This is a genomic window from Streptococcus cristatus, from assembly GCF_019685515.1.
In the GTDB taxonomy this organism is placed as follows: domain Bacteria; phylum Bacillota; class Bacilli; order Lactobacillales; family Streptococcaceae; genus Streptococcus.
On sequence record NZ_JABFFN010000001.1, the window covers coordinates 716,793 to 735,493 of the forward strand.

The 18,701-nt window shown below is 43.2% G+C and carries 22 protein-coding genes and 1 other annotated feature; of the genes, 21 read left to right on the forward strand and 1 reads right to left on the reverse strand.

Annotated elements, in window-relative coordinates:
* Positions 1-58 precede the first annotated feature (58 nt).
* The 14 genes from proB to FOA33_RS03545 all read left to right on the forward strand — a co-directional run bounded on the left by proB (position 59) and on the right by FOA33_RS03545 (position 11,896).
* The gene (gene proB / locus FOA33_RS03480) at positions 59-1,168 is read left to right on the forward strand and encodes a glutamate 5-kinase (protein WP_049485319.1); all 1,110 of its coding nucleotides are present in this window, start codon (positions 59-61) and stop codon (positions 1,166-1,168) included.
* Positions 1,169-1,178: 10 nt separating this feature from the next.
* Positions 1,179-2,441: a glutamate-5-semialdehyde dehydrogenase gene (locus FOA33_RS03485; protein WP_221160658.1), complete on the forward strand. Its 1,263-nt coding sequence runs from the start codon at positions 1,179-1,181 to the stop codon at positions 2,439-2,441.
* Positions 2,442-2,444: 3 nt separating this feature from the next.
* Positions 2,445-3,242, forward strand: a complete 798-nt coding sequence (gene proC / locus FOA33_RS03490) for a pyrroline-5-carboxylate reductase (protein ID WP_221160659.1) — start codon at positions 2,445-2,447, stop codon at positions 3,240-3,242.
* A 120-nt stretch (positions 3,243-3,362) separates the two neighbouring features.
* Entirely contained in the window at positions 3,363-4,001 is a 639-nt protein-coding gene (gene tmk / locus FOA33_RS03495; RefSeq protein ID WP_221160660.1) for a dTMP kinase, read from the forward strand.
* Positions 3,998-4,888 (forward strand): DNA polymerase III subunit delta', encoded by an 891-nt coding sequence (locus tag FOA33_RS03500; RefSeq protein ID WP_221160661.1) that lies wholly within the window; start codon positions 3,998-4,000, stop codon positions 4,886-4,888. The genes tmk and FOA33_RS03500 overlap by 4 nt, the downstream gene beginning before the upstream one ends.
* Positions 4,889-5,033: 145 nt before the next feature.
* Complete coding sequence (yabA, locus tag FOA33_RS03505; RefSeq protein WP_000358227.1) at positions 5,034-5,351, forward strand: DNA replication initiation control protein YabA; 318 nt, start codon at positions 5,034-5,036, stop codon at positions 5,349-5,351.
* A gap of 2 nt (positions 5,352-5,353) precedes the next feature.
* Positions 5,354-6,232 carry a 16S rRNA (cytidine(1402)-2'-O)-methyltransferase gene (gene rsmI / locus FOA33_RS03510; protein WP_221160662.1) on the forward strand — a complete coding sequence of 293 codons (879 nt, stop codon included), beginning with the start codon at positions 5,354-5,356 and terminating at the stop codon, positions 6,230-6,232.
* 133 nt (positions 6,233-6,365) lie between these two features.
* Positions 6,366-7,700, forward strand: a complete 1,335-nt coding sequence (trmFO, locus tag FOA33_RS03515) for a methylenetetrahydrofolate--tRNA-(uracil(54)-C(5))-methyltransferase (FADH(2)-oxidizing) TrmFO (RefSeq protein ID WP_221160663.1) — start codon at positions 6,366-6,368, stop codon at positions 7,698-7,700.
* Positions 7,701-7,783: 83 nt separating this feature from the next.
* A complete protein-coding gene (pyrH, locus tag FOA33_RS03520; RefSeq protein ID WP_000002996.1) occupies positions 7,784-8,521 on the forward strand; it encodes a UMP kinase in 738 nt (245 codons plus the stop codon).
* Between the two features lie 7 nt (positions 8,522-8,528).
* Positions 8,529-9,086 (forward strand): ribosome recycling factor, encoded by a 558-nt coding sequence (gene frr, locus FOA33_RS03525; protein WP_001262235.1) that lies wholly within the window; start codon positions 8,529-8,531, stop codon positions 9,084-9,086.
* A 59-nt stretch (positions 9,087-9,145) separates the two neighbouring features.
* Complete coding sequence (gene cvfB, locus FOA33_RS03530) at positions 9,146-10,000, forward strand: RNA-binding virulence regulatory protein CvfB (protein WP_221160664.1); 855 nt, start codon at positions 9,146-9,148, stop codon at positions 9,998-10,000.
* Positions 10,001-10,011: 11 nt separating this feature from the next.
* Positions 10,012-10,617, forward strand: a complete 606-nt coding sequence (locus FOA33_RS03535) for a GrpB family protein (RefSeq protein WP_221160665.1) — start codon at positions 10,012-10,014, stop codon at positions 10,615-10,617.
* Positions 10,614-10,829, forward strand: a complete 216-nt coding sequence (locus FOA33_RS03540; protein ID WP_001232084.1) for a YozE family protein — start codon at positions 10,614-10,616, stop codon at positions 10,827-10,829. The genes FOA33_RS03535 and FOA33_RS03540 overlap by 4 nt, the downstream gene beginning before the upstream one ends.
* Before the next feature lie 80 nt (positions 10,830-10,909).
* Entirely contained in the window at positions 10,910-11,896 is a 987-nt protein-coding gene (locus FOA33_RS03545; protein WP_221160666.1) for a PhoH family protein, read from the forward strand.
* Between the two features lie 50 nt (positions 11,897-11,946).
* Here the strand turns inward: FOA33_RS03545 and ald are convergent, their stop codons facing one another.
* A complete protein-coding gene (gene ald / locus FOA33_RS03550; protein WP_221160667.1) occupies positions 11,947-13,059 on the reverse strand; it encodes an alanine dehydrogenase in 1,113 nt (370 codons plus the stop codon).
* 177 nt (positions 13,060-13,236) lie between these two features.
* Between ald and FOA33_RS03555 the strand changes: the two genes are divergently transcribed.
* The 7 genes from FOA33_RS03555 (at position 13,237) to gloA (ending at position 18,579) form a co-directional block, all read left to right on the forward strand.
* Positions 13,237-13,806 (forward strand): GNAT family N-acetyltransferase, encoded by a 570-nt coding sequence (locus FOA33_RS03555; protein ID WP_221160668.1) that lies wholly within the window; start codon positions 13,237-13,239, stop codon positions 13,804-13,806.
* 66 nt (positions 13,807-13,872) lie between these two features.
* On the forward strand, positions 13,873-14,523 hold the full coding sequence (locus tag FOA33_RS03560) for a helix-hairpin-helix domain-containing protein (protein WP_221160669.1): 651 nt from the start codon (positions 13,873-13,875) through the stop codon (positions 14,521-14,523).
* On the forward strand, positions 14,507-16,747 hold the full coding sequence (locus FOA33_RS03565; RefSeq protein ID WP_221160670.1) for a DNA internalization-related competence protein ComEC/Rec2: 2,241 nt from the start codon (positions 14,507-14,509) through the stop codon (positions 16,745-16,747). Before FOA33_RS03560 ends, FOA33_RS03565 begins: the two co-directional genes overlap by 17 nt.
* 72 nt (positions 16,748-16,819) lie before the next feature.
* Positions 16,820-16,951, forward strand: a sequence feature (ribosomal protein L20 leader region).
* Between the two features lie 15 nt (positions 16,952-16,966).
* Positions 16,967-17,497, forward strand: coding sequence for a translation initiation factor IF-3 (gene infC, locus FOA33_RS03570; protein WP_000848184.1), 531 nt, complete (start codon positions 16,967-16,969; stop codon positions 17,495-17,497).
* 32 nt (positions 17,498-17,529) lie between these two features.
* Positions 17,530-17,730, forward strand: coding sequence for a 50S ribosomal protein L35 (gene rpmI, locus FOA33_RS03575; RefSeq protein WP_001125942.1), 201 nt, complete (start codon positions 17,530-17,532; stop codon positions 17,728-17,730).
* A 51-nt stretch (positions 17,731-17,781) separates the two neighbouring features.
* Positions 17,782-18,141 (forward strand): 50S ribosomal protein L20, encoded by a 360-nt coding sequence (gene rplT, locus FOA33_RS03580; RefSeq protein WP_000124830.1) that lies wholly within the window; start codon positions 17,782-17,784, stop codon positions 18,139-18,141.
* A 57-nt stretch (positions 18,142-18,198) separates the two neighbouring features.
* Complete coding sequence (gloA, locus tag FOA33_RS03585) at positions 18,199-18,579, forward strand: lactoylglutathione lyase (RefSeq protein WP_221160671.1); 381 nt, start codon at positions 18,199-18,201, stop codon at positions 18,577-18,579.
* Positions 18,580-18,701: the final 122 nt, after the last annotated feature.

Sequence of the window (18,701 nt, forward strand, 5' to 3'; positions counted from 1 at the left end):
TTTCTATTTTAAACCATTCATGTTATAATGGATAAATATGAAGAATCGGAGTGAGACTATGAAGTACAAACGAATCGTCTTTAAGGTAGGGACTTCGTCCTTGACAAATGAAGACGGGAGTTTATCAAGAAGTAAAGTAAAGGCAATTACCCAGCAATTGGCTATGTTGCATGAGGCTGGACATGAGTTGATTTTGGTGTCATCTGGAGCAGTAGCGGCAGGGTTTGGAGCTTTGGGCTTTAAAAAACGTCCGACCAAGATTGCAGATAAGCAGGCCTCGGCCGCAGTAGGCCAAGGTTTGCTCCTAGAAGAATACACAACCAACCTCCTCATGCGCCAAATCGTTTCTGCACAAATCTTGCTGACACAGGATGATTTTGTAGATAAGCGTCGCTATAAGAATGCCCATCAGGCCTTGTCTGTATTGCTTCATCGTGGGGCGATTCCCATCATCAACGAGAATGACAGTGTCGTCATTGATGAGCTCAAGGTTGGGGACAATGATACTCTAAGCGCCCAGGTAGCGGCGATGGTTCAGGCGGATCTCCTGGTTCTCTTGACTGATGTGGACGGCCTCTATACTGGCAATCCTAATTCGGATCCAACAGCCAAACGTCTTGAGAAAATCGAGACTATCAATCGTGAGATTATTGATATGGCTGGTGGGGCAGGTTCGTCAAACGGTACTGGGGGTATGCTGACAAAAATCAAAGCTGCAACTATTGCGACGGAGTCGGGTGTACCAGTCTATATTTGCTCCTCCTTGAAATCAGATGCATTGATTGAGGCAGCTGAAGAAACTAGGGATGGTTCCTTCTTTGTTGCGCAAGAGAAGGGACTTCGTACCCAGAAACAATGGCTGGCCTTCTATGCTCAAAGTCAGGGAACGATTTGGGTAGATGGTGGAGCTGCAGAGGCACTTTCAAAAAACGGGAAAAGTCTCCTTTTGTCGGGTGTGGTAGAAGTGGAAGGAAACTTCTCTTACCACGATATTGTAACAGTAGCAGATAAAGAAACAGGTCAATCTCTTGGAAAGGGACGTGTCCAATTTGGCGTCTCAGCCCTAGAAGATATGCTCCGTTCTCAAAAAGCTAAGGGAGTCTTGATTCACCGTGATGACTGGATTTCCATCACTCCTGAAATCCAGCTGCTCTTTACAGAATTTTAGAGGTGAAAAGATGGTAAGTACACAAGAACAATTTGAACAGGTACAGGCTGTTAAGAAATCAATTAATACTGCTAGTGAAGCAGTGAAAAACCAAGCCTTGCTAGCCATGGCTGATCACTTGTTGACAGCTACTGAGGAGATTTTAGCGGCTAATGCTCTGGATATGGCAGCAGCCAAGGGGAAAATCTCAGATGTTATGCTGGATCGTCTTTATTTGGATGAAGGTCGAATCCAAGCGATGGCAAGAGGAATTCGTGAAGTGGTTGCTTTACCAGATCCCATTGGTGAAGTCCTAGAAACAAGTCAGCTTGAAAATGGCTTGGTCATTACGAAAAAACGAGTGGCTATGGGGGTTATTGGTATTATCTATGAAAGCCGTCCGAATGTGACGTCTGATGCGGCTGCCTTGACTCTCAAGAGTGGAAATGCAGTCGTTCTTCGTAGTGGCAAGGACGCCTACCAAACAGCTCATGCTATTGTCACAGCCTTGAAGAAGGGCTTGGAGACGACTACCATTCATCCAGAGGTGATTCAACTGGTGGAAGATACCAGCCGTGAAAGTAGCTATGCCATGATGAAGGCCAAGGGTTATCTAGACCTTCTCATTCCTCGTGGGGGTGCTGGCTTGATCAATGCTGTGGTTGAAAATGCTATCGTGCCTGTTATCGAGACAGGAACTGGTATTGTACATGTCTATGTGGATAAGGATGCTGATGAAGACAAGGCTCTCTCTATCATCAACAATGCTAAAACCAGTCGTCCTTCTGTCTGCAATGCCATGGAGGTTCTTCTCGTTCATGAAGACAAGGCAGCAAGCTTCCTTCCTAGCTTGGAGCAAGTGCTGGTTGCAGATCGAAAAGAAGCTGGTCTGGAACCAATTCAATTCCGTTTGGATGAGAAAGCTAGTCAGTTTGTTTCTGGTCAAGCGGCTGAAGCACAAGACTTTGACACCGAGTTTTTAGACTATGTCCTAGCGGTTAAGGTTGTGAGCAGTTTAGAAGAAGCGGTTGCGCACATTGAAGCTCACAGTACCCATCATTCGGATGCCATTGTGACGGAAAATGCTGAAGCTGCAGCTTACTTTACAGATCAAGTGGACTCAGCAGCGGTTTATGTCAATGCCTCAACGCGTTTCACTGACGGGGGCCAGTTTGGACTTGGATGTGAGATGGGGATTTCTACTCAGAAACTGCATGCGCGTGGGCCTATGGGCTTGAAAGAGTTGACCAGCTACAAGTATGTGGTTACTGGTGACGGACAGATAAGGGAGTAAGAGATGAAGATTGGATTTATCGGTTTGGGGAATATGGGTTCTAGCTTGGCCAAGGCTGTCTTGCAGGCCAAGACGGGTGCTCAGATTCTCCTTGCCAATCGTAGTCAAGCGAAAGTAGATGCTTTCATTGCCAACTTTGGAGGTCAGGCTTCCAGCAATGACGAAATATTCGCAGAAGCAGATGTGATTTTTCTAGGTGTTAAGCCTGCTCAGTTTTCTGAACTGCTTGCTCAATATCAGACCATCCTTGAAAAAAGAGAGAGTCTTCTTTTGATTTCAATGGCGGCTGGATTGACCTTAGAAAAACTGGCTAGACTTCTTCCAAGTCAACACCGGATTGTTCGCATCATGCCTAATACACCAGTGGCTATCGGACAAGGAGTGATTAGTTATGCCATGTCAGTAAACTGTCGTGCTGAGGACAGTGAACTCTTTTGTCAGCTTTTAGCCAATGCTGGTCTATTGGTTGAACTGGGGGATGGCTTAATCGATGCTGCGACAGGCCTCGCAGGCTGTGGACCAGCTTTTGTCTATCTCTTTATCGAGGCTTTGGCAGATGCGGGTGTACAGATAGGATTGCCAAGAGAAATGGCTTTGAAAATGGCAGCCCAAACAGTAGTCGGAGCTGGACAAATGGTCCTCGAAAGTCAACAACATCCTGGAGTATTGAAAGACCAAGTTTGCAGCCCAGGAGGTTCGACTATCGCTGGTGTAGCAAGTCTGGAAGAACATGCATTTAGAGGCACAGTCATGGACGCAGTTCATCAAGCCTATAAACGAACACAAGAACTAGGTAAATAAGAGGTTGGATGACTCCCAGCCTCTTTTATGGTCAATTGAATGGAGAAGACACAAAAAGATTGTCACAAAAACCTATTTTTTTGATAGAATAGAAGGTAGAAAAAAAGAAATGAGTTAGACATGTCAAAAGGATTTTTAGTCTCTCTTGAGGGACCAGAGGGAGCAGGAAAGACCAGTGTTTTAGAGGCTCTGCTCCCAATTTTAGAGGAAAAAGGAGTAGAGGTGCTGACGACCCGTGAACCTGGCGGAGTCTTGATTGGGGAGAAAATTCGTCAAGTGATTTTGGATCCAAGTCATACTCAGATGGATCCTAAAACAGAGCTTCTTCTCTATATCGCCAGTCGCAGACAGCACTTGGTGGAAAAAGTTCTGCCTGCTCTTGAAGCTGGTAAGTTGGTCATTATGGACCGCTTTATCGATAGTTCCGTAGCTTATCAGGGATTTGGCCGTGGCCTGGATATTGATGCCATTGATTGGCTCAATCACTTTGCGACAGATGGCCTTAAACCTGATTTGACACTTTATTTTGACATTAAGGTGGAAGAAGGACTGGCTCGCATTGCTGCTAATAGTGACCGCGAGGTCAATCGTTTGGACATGGAAGGTTTGGACTTGCACAAGAAAGTTCGTCAAGGTTACCTTTCTCTTCTGGACAAAGAAGGAAATCGCATTGTCAAGATTGATGCGAGTCTTCCTTTGGAGCAAGTTGTGGAAACTACCAAGGCTGTCTTATTTGACAGAATGGGCTTGGCTAAATGAAACAAGAACAACTAAAGGCTTGGCAGCCAGACCAGTTTGACCGCTTTGTCCGTATCCTAGAACAAGACCAGCTCAATCACGCCTATCTCTTTTCGGGCTTCTTTGGAAGCTTGGAAATGGCGCAGTTTTTGGCTAAGAGCCTCTTTTGTACGGATAAAGTAGGCGTTTTGCCATGTGAAAAATGTCGAAACTGCAAGCTGATTGAACAGGAAGAGTTTCCCGATGTTACTTTGATTAAGCCAGTCAATCAGGTCATCAAAACAGAACGCATTCGGGAATTGGTAGGACAGTTTTCCCAAGCAGGGATTGAAAGTCAGCAGCAGGTTTTTATTATCGAGCAGGCCGAAAAAATGCATCCCAACGCAGCTAACTCTCTGCTCAAGGTCATCGAAGAACCTCAGAGTGAAGTTTACATTTTCTTCTTAACTAGTGATGAGGAAAAGATGTTGCCAACTATCCGGAGTCGGACCCAGATTTTCCATTTTAAAAAGCAAGAAGAAAAACTCATTTATCAATTAGAGCAAGCAGGTCTAGTCAAGAAAAAAGCAACTCTCTTAGCCCAGTTTTGTCAATCGCGTGCTGAAGCAGAAAAACTGGCAAACCAGGCAAGTTTTTGGACCTTGGTCGATGAGAGCGAACGCCTGCTGACCTGGTTATTAGCTAAGAAAAAAGAAAGTTATCTGCAAGTTGCTAAATTAGCCAGCTTGGCAGATGACAAGGAAAAACAAGATCAGGTCTTGCGAATCCTCGAAGTCCTCTGTGGACAGGAACTCTTGCAAGCAGGGATTCGTCAGATTTTACAAGATTTACTAGAAGCTAGAAAGATGTGGGAAGCCAATGTCAGCTTTCAAAATGCCATGGAATATCTGGTCTTGAAAGAAATATAAACTCATACTCTTCGAAAATCAAATTCAAACCACGTCAACGTCGCCTTGCCGTACTCAAGTACAGCCTGCGGCTAGTTTCCTAGTTTGCTCTTTGATTTTCATTGAGTATTAAAAATGAACGATATAGAAAGGAAAGGGCTGGTTTATGGACAAAAAAGAATTATTTGATGCGCTAGACGATTTTTCTCAACAGTTATTGGTGACCTTGGCTGATGTGGAAGCCATCAAGAAAAATCTCAAGAGTCTGGTAGAGGAAAATACAGCTCTTCGTTTGGAAAATAGTAAGTTGCGCGAACGCTTGGGTGAGGTGGAAGCAGATGCTCCTGTCAAGGCCAAGCATGTTCGTGAAAGTGTCCGTAGGATCTATAAAGACGGATTTCATGTATGTAATGATTTTTATGGACAACGTCGCGAGCAGGACGAGGAATGTATGTTCTGTGATGAGTTGTTGTACAGGGAGTAGGCATGCAGATTCAAAAAAGTTTTAAGGGGCAGTTTCCCTATGGCAAGCTTTACCTAGTAGCAACGCCGATTGGCAATCTAGACGATATGACCTTTCGTGCCATTCAGACCTTGAAAGAGGTGGACTGGATTGCGGCTGAGGACACGCGCAATACAGGGCTTTTGCTCAAGCATTTTGATATTTCCACTAAGCAGATCAGTTTTCACGAGCACAATGCCAAGGAAAAGATTCCTGACTTGATTAGTTTTCTGAAAGCAGGGCAAAGTATTGCTCAGGTATCCGACGCGGGTCTGCCTAGCATTTCGGACCCTGGTCATGATTTGGTTAAGGCAGCCATTGAGGAAGAGATTGCAGTTGTCACAGTTCCGGGTGCCTCTGCAGGGATTTCTGCCTTGATTGCCAGTGGCCTAGCGCCACAGCCACATATCTTTTACGGCTTTTTACCGAGAAAATCAGGCCAGCAGAAGCAATTTTTTGACTCGAAAAAAGACTATCCTGAAACTCAGATTTTCTATGAATCGCCCCATCGTGTGGCAGATACATTGGAAAATATGCTGGCAGTTTACGGTGACCGCTCTGTGGTTTTAGTCAGGGAATTGACTAAAATCTATGAAGAATACCAACGAGGAAAGATTTCAGAGCTACTAGAAAGTATTGCTGAAACGCCACTCAAGGGCGAGTGTCTCCTCATCGTTGAAGGTGCCAGTCAGGATGTGGAAGAAAAAGACGAGGAGGACTTGTTTTTAGAAATCCAATCCCGTATTCAGAAAGGCATGAAGAAAAATCAAGCCATTAAGGAAGTTGCAAAACTCTACCAGTGGAATAAAAGCCAGCTCTACGCTGCCTATCACGATTGGGAAGAAAATCCAGAAAATGACTAAACAGGGAAGTTTGCCTTCTTCCCTTTTTTTGTTATACTAGTAAAAGAAAAATTAGAAAGATTTGTGGGTGCCAAACAGTCTAGTAGCTTGTTTTTATTTGGACTTAGTTTCCACCCAAAGAGGTATTAGTGTCGTGTCTCAATCTTATATCAATGTTATCGGAGCAGGTTTAGCGGGGGCTGAAGCTGCCTACCAAATCGCAGAGCGTGGTATTCCAGTTAAACTCTATGAAATGCGTGGTGTCAAGTCAACACCTCAGCACAAAACAGACAATTTTGCTGAGTTGGTTTGTTCCAATTCTCTTCGTGGGGATGCCCTGACAAATGCTGTTGGGCTCCTCAAGGAAGAAATGCGTCGCTTGGGTTCGGTCATCTTGGAATCTGCTGAAGCAACCCGTGTTCCTGCTGGTGGTGCCCTTGCGGTGGATCGTGATGGTTTCTCTCAAATGGTAACCGAAAAAGTAGCTAACCATCCCTTGATTGAGGTGGTGCGTGATGAAATTACAGAATTGCCGACAGATGTTATTACGGTTGTCGCTACTGGTCCTTTGACCAGTGATGCCCTAGCTGAAAAGATTCATGCCCTTAATGGTGGCAATGGCTTCTATTTCTACGATGCGGCAGCGCCCATTATCGATGTCAACACTATTGATATGAGCAAGGTCTATCTCAAATCTCGTTATGACAAGGGAGAGGCGGCCTACCTCAATGCCCCTATGACCAAGCAAGAATTTATGGATTTCCATGAAGCCTTGATTAATGCGGAAGAAGCACCGCTGAATTCTTTTGAAAAAGAAAAGTACTTTGAAGGATGTATGCCTATCGAAGTCATGGCCAAGCGTGGCATTAAAACCATGCTTTATGGTCCGATGAAGCCAGTCGGTTTGGAGTATCCAGACGACTACACAGGCCCTCGTGACGGGGAGTTCAAAACACCGTATGCGGTTGTCCAACTTCGTCAGGATAATGCGGCTGGTAGCCTCTACAATATCGTTGGTTTCCAAACCCACCTCAAATGGGGAGAACAAAAGCGTGTCTTCCAAATGATTCCAGGTCTTGAAAATGCTGAGTTTGTCCGTTATGGGGTCATGCACCGCAATTCTTACATGGATTCACCAAATCTTCTTGAACAGACTTACCGTTCTAAGAAACAACCCAACCTCTTCTTTGCTGGTCAAATGACGGGTGTGGAAGGCTATGTTGAGTCAGCAGCTTCAGGCTTGGTTGCAGGTATTAACGCGGCTCGACTCTTCAAGGGTGAAAGTGAGGCTATCTTCCCAGAGACCACAGCGATTGGAAGTCTAGCTCATTACATCACTCACGCTGATAGCAAACATTTCCAACCAATGAATGTCAATTTTGGGATTATCAAGGAATTGGAAGGCGAGCGTATCCGTGATAAAAAAGCTCGTTATGAAAAAATTGCAGAGCGTGCTCTTACCGACTTAGAGGAATTTTTAACGGTTTAATTTTTTTGAAAGAATTGCTCATGATACTATAAAAATCTTAGAAATTGTGATAAAATAGGTAGGATAAAAAAAGGAGAGTAAAAATGGCGAATCCCAAGTATAAACGTATTTTAATCAAGTTATCAGGTGAAGCCCTTGCCGGTGAACGTGGCGTAGGGATTGATATCCAAACAGTTCAAACAATCGCAAAAGAGATTCAAGAAGTTCATAGCTTAGGTATCGAAATTGCCCTTGTTATTGGTGGAGGAAATCTCTGGCGCGGAGAACCTGCTGCAGAAGCTGGCATGGATCGCGTTCAGGCAGATTACACTGGAATGCTTGGGACCGTGATGAATGCTCTTGTGATGGCAGATTCATTGCAACAAGTTGGTGTCGATACGCGTGTACAAACAGCCATTGCGATGCAACAAGTGGCAGAACCTTATGTACGTGGACGTGCTCTTCGCCACCTTGAAAAAGGCCGTATTGTTATCTTTGGTGCTGGAATTGGTTCACCTTACTTCTCAACAGATACAACAGCAGCCCTTCGTGCAGCTGAAATCGAAGCGGATGCCATCCTTATGGCTAAAAATGGCGTAGACGGTGTTTACAATGCCGATCCTAAGAAAGACAAGACAGCTGTTAAGTTTGAAGAATTGACCCACCGTGATGTTATCAATAAAGGTCTTCGTATCATGGACTCAACTGCTTCAACCCTCTCTATGGACAACGACATTGACTTGGTTGTCTTTAACATGAACCAACCAGGCAACATCAAACGTGTTGTATTTGGTGAAAATATCGGAACAACAGTTTCAAACAATATCGAAGAAAAGGAATAAGAAAATTATGGCTAACGCAATTGTAGAAAAAGCTAAAGAGAGAATGACCCAGTCTCACCAATCACTTGCTCGTGAATTTGGTGGTATCCGTGCCGGTCGTGCCAACGCAAGCTTGCTAGACCGTATCCACGTAGAATACTATGGAGTCGAAACTCCTCTTAACCAAATCGCTTCAATTACCATTCCAGAAGCGCGTGTTTTGTTGGTAACACCATTTGACAAGTCTTCATTGAAAGACATCGAACGTGCCTTGAACGCTTCTGATCTTGGTATCACACCAGCTAACGACGGTTCTGTGATTCGTTTGGTTATCCCAGCTCTTACAGAAGAAACTCGTCGTGACCTTGCCAAAGAAGTGAAGAAGGTCGGTGAAAATGCTAAAGTGGCTGTCCGCAATATCCGCCGCGACGCTATGGACGAAGCTAAAAAGCAAGAAAAAGCAAAAGAAATCACTGAAGACGAATTGAAGACTCTTGAAAAAGATATTCAAAAAGTAACAGACGACGCTGTGAAACACATCGACGACATGACTGCCAATAAAGAAAAAGAAATCTTGGAAGTCTAAAAATAAACAGAAAAACTCAGTTGGCATTGCTGGCTGAGTTTTATTCGAAAGAAGGAAATATGAATACAAATCTTGCAAGTTTTATCGTTGGACTCATCATCGATGAAAATGACCGTTTTTACTTTGTGCAAAAGGATGGTCAGACCTATGCCCTTGCCAAGGAAGAAGGTCAGCATACGGTAGGGGATTCGGTCAAAGGTTTTGCCTACACGGATATGAAGCAAAAACTCCGCTTGACTACTCTAGAAGTGACTGCCACTCAGGACCAATTTGGTTGGGGAACGGTAACAGAAGTTCGTAAGGACTTGGGTGTCTTTGTCGATACCGGTCTACCTGATAAAGAAATCGTTGTGTCACTCGATATCCTCCCTGAGCTCAAGGAACTCTGGCCTAAGAAAGGTGACAAACTCTACATCCGTCTTGAAGTGGACAAGAAAGACCGAATCTGGGGACTTTTGGCTTATCAGGAAGATTTCCAACGCCTGGCTCGTCCTGCTTACAACAACATGCAGAACCAAAACTGGCCAGCCATTGTTTACCGCCTCAAGCTGTCAGGGACCTTTGTCTATCTGCCAGAGAATAACATGCTTGGTTTTATCCATCCTAGCGAGCGCTACGCAGAGCCACGTTTGGGGCAAGTGTTAGATGCGCGTGTTATCGGTTTCCGTGAAGTGGACCGTACCTTGAACCTATCCCTCAAACCACGTTCCTTTGAAATGTTGGAAAATGATGCTCAGATGATTTTGACCTACTTGGAAAGCAATGGCGGTTTCATGACCTTGAATGATAAGTCATCTCCTGAGGACATCAAAGCAACCTTTGGTATCTCTAAAGGTCAGTTTAAGAAAGCACTCGGAGGCTTGATGAAGGCTGGCAAAATCAAGCAGGACCAGTTTGGGACAGAGTTGATTTAGGTCTTATAGACATGAAAAAGAAACTTGAAGAAATGAGTTTAGAGGAACTCTGGCAACTTTTTCCTATTTTTCTAGTAGAGCACAAGTCAGAGTGGAAAGACTGGTATGAATCGGAAAAAACAAGTCTGAAAAAAATATTGGGTGCAAATGTTATTCAAAGAATAGAACATATCGGTAGCACTGCTATCCCTAATATTTGGGCTAAAAATATCGTTGATATTCTGTTAGAAGTAGGTAGAAAAGAGGATTTAGCAAGAGTTAGGGATTTATTGGTGAAGAATGGGTGGCTAGTGATGTCGGAGAGTCCTAACAGGATTTCGCTAAATAAAGGATATACAGAGCAGGGATTTGCTGAGAAAGTTTTTCATTTACATTTGCGAATGACGGGAGATCATGACGAGATTTATTTTAGAGATTATCTCTGCCAGCACCCAGATATTGCCCAAGCGTATCAGGAATTAAAACTCAGTTTGTGGAAACAATTTGAACACAATCGAGACGCCTATACAAATGCGAAAACGGATTTTATAAACCACTACGTTTCAGAGACTAAGTCCAGTAATTTTCAAGAATCAGAAAAGTGTCATCAAAAAAATCTTGATAGGAGAAAGAATTGAGAAAATCATTTTACACTTGGCTCATGACCGAGCGCAATCCTAAAAGTAATAGCCCAAAAGCCATCTTGGCAGATCTCGCTTTTGAGGAGTCAGCTTTTCCAAAACACACGGATGATTTTGATGAGGTGAGTCGCTTTTTGGAGGAGCATGCCAGCTTCTCTTTTAACCTAGGAGATTTTGACGCCATCTGGCAAGAATACTTAGAACACTAGAGACAATGAGATGAGGCTAGTATTTTATTGTTCTCTTTGCTATAATAAAAAGAAATAAACGGATTAGAGAGGTTCTTTATTTGAAGGAACATTCAATAGACATTCAACTGAGTCATCCAGATGACTTGTTCCATCTTTTTGGTTCCAATGAGCGCCATCTTCGTTTGATGGAAGAAGAGCTCGATGTGGTGATTCATGCTCGTACGGAGATTGTGCAGGTTATCGGAGAAGAGTCTGCCTGTGAGGAAGCCCGTCAGGTTATTCAGGCTTTGATGGTCTTGGTAAATCGTGGAATGACAGTCGGCACACCAGATGTGGTCACTGCGATTGGCATGGTCAAAAACGATGAAATCGACAAGTTTGTCGCCCTTTACGAAGAAGAAATTATCAAGGACAATACTGGGAAACCGATTCGTGTCAAAACCTTAGGTCAAAAACTTTATGTGGACAGTGTCAAACAGCATGATGTGACCTTTGGAATCGGACCAGCAGGGACAGGGAAGACCTTTCTTGCAGTGACCTTGGCAGTAACTGCCCTTAAACGTGGGCAAGTCAAGAGGATTATCCTCACTCGTCCGGCAGTGGAAGCAGGCGAGAGTCTAGGATTTCTTCCGGGTGATCTTAAGGAGAAGGTCGATCCTTATCTTCGACCAGTTTATGATGCCTTGTATCAGATTCTCGGGAAAGACCAAACGACCCGTCTCATGGAGCGTGAAATTATTGAAATAGCGCCTCTTGCCTACATGCGTGGGAGGACCTTGGATGATGCCTTTGTCATTCTCGATGAAGCACAAAATACGACCATCATGCAGATGAAGATGTTCCTGACTCGTTTAGGCTTTAATTCTAAGATGATTGTCAATGGAGATATCAGCCAGATTGACCTACCACGTAATGTTAAGTCCGGTTTGATTGATGCTCAAGAAAAGCTCAAGAACATTCACCAAATCGACTTTGTTCATTTTTCAGCCAAGGATGTGGTTCGCCATCCAGTTGTCGCTCAGATTATCCGAGCTTATGAACCGGCTCCAGTTAAGGTTGAAGAAAAGAACCAAGAAACAGAATAGCAAAAGAGCAGTTCAGATTTGAACTGCTCTTTTTTAATGAGTGTATAACTTTAAACAAGTTCGTCGATTGACGTGTGATCTTTATCGAGACCTTGAGCAACTGGGAGGCTGGTCAAGTAACCTTGATAAGTGGTCACACCTTGACGCAAGCCTTCATCTTCAGCAATTGCTTGTGCGAATCCTTTGCCAGCCAGAGCTTCGATATAAGGAAGAGTGACATTGGTTAGGGCGATAGTAGAGGTACGAGCAACTGCACCAGGGATATTGGCAACGGCATAGTGGAGAACCCCGTATTTTTCATAGACAGGTTCATCGTGCGTTGTCACACGGTCAGCTGTCTCGATAACGCCACCTTGGTCAACGGCAACGTCAACGATGACAGAGCCTGGACGCATTTGTTTGACCATCTCATCTGTCACCAATTTTGGTGCTTTGGCACCAGGGATGAGAACTGCACCAATCACCACATCAGCATCTCTCACACTTGCTTCGATATTGAAAGAATTAGACATAAGAGTTTGGATTTGATTCCCAAAGACTTCTTCTAGAACTGAGAGACGCTTCGCACTGATATCTAAAATAGTCACTTGAGCACCAAGACCAAGGGCGATGCGGGCAGCATGTGTACCGACGACACCACCACCGATGATGGTTACTTTTCCTTTTGGAACACCTGGTACACCACCTAGTAGGACACCAGAACCACCAGCTTGCTTAGTAAGGAAGTGGGCTCCGATTTGAACAGCCATACGACCAGCAACCTCACTCATAGGAACGAGGAGTGGTAGTTGTCCTTGATTATCACGAACAGTTTCATAGGCAATTCCTGTTGTTTTTGCTGCTAACATAGCATCTGCTAATTCTGGAGCAGCGGCCATGTGCAAGTAGGTGAAGAGGAGAAGATCGTCGCGCAAATAACCATATTCAGAAGCTAGTGGTTCTTTTACTTTCACGACTAACTCTGCTGCCCAAGCTTCACCAGCAGTAGCGACAATCTCAGCTCCTTGCTTTTGATAGTCTGCATCAGTAAATCCTGAACCGAGACCAGCATTTGTTTCGATGAGGACGCGATGTCCACGACTGACTAAACTGTGGACGCCAGCAGGAGTGAGGGCAACACGGTTTTCATTATTTTTAATTTCTTTTGGGATTCCGATTAACATAGAGATAACCTACCTTTCTATTGACGGTCTTGTTTTAGTTGTCACATTCCAGTTCATAAATCAAAAAATGTGATGGTTTTATTGTATATGAAACCGCTTCAAAAATCAAGAAAAACTTGTCATCCAAATTTATTTATGCTAGACTAGTGAGAATCAAGCTCTAATGGAGGGAAAAGTATGGAATCAATATTTGTGAAATTTGCCCAGTATCCATCAATAGAAACGGAGCGTTTGTTGCTCCGACCTGTAACCTTGGACGATGCAGAAGCTATGTTTGAGTATGCCTCAGACAGAGAAAATACACGCTACACTTTTCCAACAAATCAAAGCTTAGAAGAAACTAAGAATAACATTGCTCAGTTTTACTTGGCTAATCCCTTGGGACGGTGGGGAATCGAACTAAAAAGCACTGACCAGTTTATCGGAACCATTGATTTGCACAAGATTGACCACATTCTCAAAAAAGCAGCTATTGGCTACATTATCAATAAAAAATATTGGAATCAAGGATTGACGACAGAAGCCAATCGTGCCGTGATTGAACTGGCTTTTGAGAAGATTGGAATGAACAAGTTGACCGCTCTTCACGATAAGGACAATCCCGCATCAGGAAAGGTCATGGAGAAGTCAGGTATGCGTTTTTCCCACGAAGAACCCTATGCCAGAATGGATAATAAAGAACCAGGTCGAATGATCACAAGAGTTCATTATGTCTTGAATAAGGAAGACTATTTTGCAAATAAATAAGCAGTTGAAAAGAAATTTTCGACTGTTTTTTATTTCTCTTGCGAATAATCTAAGAGAGGAGAAAATATGGAAGCAATTATAGAGAAAATCAAAGAGTATAAAATCATTGTCATCTGCTCTGTTTTAGGCTTGGCCTTGGGCGCATTTTTCCTACTAAAGCCAACTACACAGACATCTGTCACAGAAACAAATTTGCAGACTGAAGTCGCAGCCGTTTCAAAGGATTCATCGTCTGAAAAAGAAGTGAATAAGGAAGAAAAGGAAGAGACTCTTGAACAAGATCTAATCACAGTTGATGTCAAAGGTGCTGTTAAATCGCCAGGGATTTATGATTTGCCAGTAGGAAGTCGGGTTCATGATGCCGTTCAGAAGGCAGGTGGCTTGACAGAGGAGGCAGATAGCAAGTCGCTCAATCTAGCACAGAAAGTCAGTGACGAGGCTCTTGTCTATGTTCCAACTAAGGGAGAAGAAGCAGCTAGTCAGCAGGCTGCCTCTGGAACGATTCCTTCGACAAGTAAAGAAAAGAAGGTCAACCTCAATAAAGCTAGTCTGGAAGAACTCAAGCAGGTCAAAGGCTTGGGAGGAAAACGAGCCCAGGATATTATCGATCATCGTGAGACAAATGGCAAATTCAAGTCAGTTGATGAATTAAAGAAGGTCTCTGGTATTGGCGCTAAGACCATAGAAAAGCTAAAAGACTATGTCACAGTGGATTAAGAATTTTCCTATCCCCCTAATCTATCTGAGTTTTCTGTTACTCTGGCTTTACTATGTCATTTTAGGAGCGTCCTATCTCGCACTGCTAGGTTTTGTTTTTTTGCTCGTCTGTCTCTTTTTCCAATTTTCTTGGAAATCGGCTGGTAAAGTTCTAGCGATTTGTGGGATTTTTGGATTTTGGTTTTTGTTTCAAAACTGGCAACAGACACAAGCTAGTCAAAACCTAGTGGATTCTGTTGAGAGGGTACGGATTTTGCCAGATACTATAAAAGTCAATGGAGATAGTCTGTCCTTTCGGGGCAAGGCTGACGGCCGTACCTTCCAAGTTTACTATAAACTCCAGTCTGAGGAGGAGAAAGAGCAATTTCAGGCCTTAACAGACCTTCATGAGATTGAACTAGAAGGAAAACTTTCGGAACCCGAAGGGCAGAGAAATTTTGGTGGCTTTGACTACCAAGCCTACCTGAAGACTCAGGGGATTTACCAGACATTGACTATCAAGAGTATCCAGTCAATTAAACAGGTTAAAAGTTGGGATATAGGAAAAAATCTGTCTAGTTTACGTCGAAAGGCTGTAGTTTGGATCAAGACGCACTTTCCAGACCCTATGCGCAACTATATGACAGGGCTCTTGCTGGGACATTTGGACACGGACTTTGAGGAGATTAATGAGCTCTATTCCAGTCTTGGAATTATCCATCTCTTTGCCTTGTCGGGTATGCAGGTAGGCTTCTTTATGGATGCCTTTAAGAAACTCCTCTTGCGTTTGGGCTTGACTCCAGAAAAGTTGAAGTGGCTGACTTATCCTTTTTCCCTTGTCTATGCAGGTCTGACAGGATTTTCAGCTTCAGTCATTCGTAGTCTCTTGCAAAAGTTACTAGCCCAACATGGTGTTAAGGGTTTGGACAATTTTGCCTTGACGGTCCTTGTCCTCTTTATCATCATGCCCAACTTTTTCCTGACAGTAGGAGGGGTCTTGTCCTGTGCCTACGCTTTTATATTGACCATGACAAGCAAAGAAGGGGAGGGGCTCAAGGCTGTTGCTAGAGAAAGTCTGGTCATTTCTTTGGGCATATTACCCATTCTATCCTTCTATTTTGCAGAATTTCAGCCTTGGTCTATCCTTTTGACCTTTGTCTTTTCCTTTCTGTTTGACTTGGTATTCTTACCACTTTTGTCCATCTTATTCATCCTGTCTTTTGTTTACCCAGTCACTCAGCTTAACCTTGCCTTTGAATGGTTGGAGAGCATCATTCGCTTGGTATCGCAGCTGGCAAGTAGGCCCCTGGTCTTTGGTCAACCCAACGCATGGCTGTTGATTCTACTGTTAATTTCCTTGGCAATACTGTATGATTTTAGGAAAAACATCAAAAGGGTAGTAGGATTCAGTCTCTTTATCGTAGGACTCTTTTTCTTGACCAAGCATCCGCTGGAAAATGAAATTACCATGCTGGATGTAGGGCAGGGAGAAAGCATTTTTCTAAGGGATGTAACTGGTAAAACCATACTCATAGATGTAGGAGGAAAGGCAGAATCCGACAAAAAAATCCAAGCTTGGCAGCAAAAGTCGACAACCAGCAATGCCCAGCGAACCTTGATTCCCTATCTTAAAAGTCGTGGAGTAGACAAGATTGACCAGCTGATTTTGACAAATACAGATAAGGAGCATATTGGCGATTTGCTAGAAGTAACAAAGGCTTTCCATGTCGGAGAGATTTTAGTATCAAAAGGAAGTCTGACACAGAAGGAATTTGTAGCGGAACTAGAAGCAAGTCAAAACAAGGTATGTAGTGTGGCAGCTGGGGAGAATTTACCGATTTTTGGAAGTCAGTTAGAAGTCCTATCTCCAAGGCAGATTGGAGATGGGGATCGTGATGGTTCCCTGGTTCTTTATGGGAGACTCTTGGATAAGCACTTTCTCTTCACAGGAAATTTGAAAGAGAAGGGAGAGAAGGACTTGCTGAAGCATTATTCTGACCTAGAGGTGGATGTCTTGAAAGCAAGCCAACATGGCGCTAAAACCTCATCAAATCCAGTTTTCCTCGAAAAACTCAAACCAGAGATTACTCTCATTTCAGTTGGAAAAAACAATCGTGCGAAACTCCCCCATCAGGAAACCTTGACACGACTGGAAAGTATCAAGAGTAAGATTTACCGAACTGACCAGCAAGGAGCTATCCGCTTTAAAGGATGGAATAGTTGGCGAATTGAAACGGTTCGATAAGATAGACAAAGTTTTTAAAAAATTGACTTTTTATCTTGACAAGGAATAGAAAACTTGGTATCATATAAAAGTTGAGAAAAGCAGAAGTGAGAGCTTCTCGCCTTGTGACATCAAGTTGCCTGGCCCTACGGATGAAAAGTTTCTAAGAAACGCTATCATAACGTGCGGGCTTGTATCATTACGAGTCCGCTATTGTTTTTCTCTAATAATAAAAAAGAGGTGAAAACCATAGCAAAGCAAGACTTATTCATCAATGATGAAATTCGTGTACGTGAAGTTCGCTTGATCGGTCTTGAGGGAGAACAGCTAGGCATCAAGCCACTCAGCGAAGCGCAAGCATTGGCTGATAGTGCAAATGTTGACTTAGTATTGATTCAACCCCAAGCAAAACCGCCTGTTGCTAAGATTATGGACTACGGTAAGTTCAAATTTGAGTATCAGAAAAAGCAAAAAGAACAACGTAAAAAACAAAGTGTTGTTACTGTGAAAGAAGTTCGTCTGAGTCCAACTATCGACAAGGGTGACTTTGACACAAAACTTCGCAATGCACGCAAGTTCCTTGAAAAAGGAAATAAAGTTAAGGTATCTATTCGCTTTAAAGGGCGTATGATCACCCATAAAGAGATTGGTGCAAAAGTTTTAGCTGAGTTTGCTGAAGCAACACAAGATATTGCGATCATCGAACAACGAGCTAAGATGGATGGACGCCAAATGTTCATGCAGTTGGCGCCAGCAACTGACAAAAAATAATTGTCAGAAAGTTAAATAAAGGAGAAAAAATCATGCCAAAACAAAAAACACACCGCGCATCAGCTAAACGTTTCAAACGTACAGGTTCTGGTGGACTTAAACGTTTCCGTGCTTACACTTCTCACCGTTTCCACGGAAAAACTAAGAAACAACGTCGTCATCTTCGTAAAGCATCTATGGTGCATTCAGGAGATTTCAAACGTATCAAAGCAATGCTTACTCGCTTGAAATAATAGCCTGACAGTAAGTAAACAATTCTAGGAAATATTTGGAGGAAATAAAACATGGCACGTGTTAAAGGTGGCGTTGTATCACGCAAACGTCGTAAACGTATTCTTAAATTAGCAAAAGGTTACTATGGAGCTAAACATATCTTGTTCCGTACTGCAAAAGAACAAGTAATGAACTCTTACTACTATGCATACCGTGACCGTCGTCAGAAAAAACGTGACTTCCGCAAATTGTGGATCACTCGTATCAACGCGGCAGCTCGTTTGAACGGACTTTCATACTCACAATTGATGCATGGTTTGAAATTGGCTGAGATCGAAGTTAACCGTAAAATGCTTGCTGACTTGGCTGTTAACGATGCAGCAGCTTTCACAGCTCTTGCAGATGCAGCTAAAGCAAAACTTGGTAAATAATAATTGATAAGACTGGAACAGGATTGTCCCAGTCTTTTTAAAAATAAAGGAGAATATATGGCTTCAAAAATGTTACACACTTGCTTGCGAGTAGAAAACCTTGAAAAATCAATCGCATTTTATCAAGATGCTTTTGGATTTAAAGAATTGCGTCGCAGAGATTTTCCAGATCATGCCTTCACGATTGTCTATCTAGGACTTGAGGGGGATGACTACGAGTTGGAGTTGACCTATAACTACGATCACGGTCCTTACGTGGTGGGAGATGGCTTTGCCCATATCGCTCTTAGCACACCTGACCTTGAGACCCTACATCAAGAACATAGCGCTAAAGGCTATGAGGTGACAGCCCCTAATGGACTTCCAGGAACTCAACCAAACTATTACTTTGTCAAGGATCCTGATGGCTACAAGGTCGAAGTCATTCGTGAAAAATAATCCAGTGAGGTCAAGTAGAATGTTCGTTTTCTACTTGACTTTTTTTCTTTGAAAGGGTATACTAATACAAATTTAACCTTTAAGGGGAGTCCAGAGAGACTCACAAGGTGTCAGATAAAAGG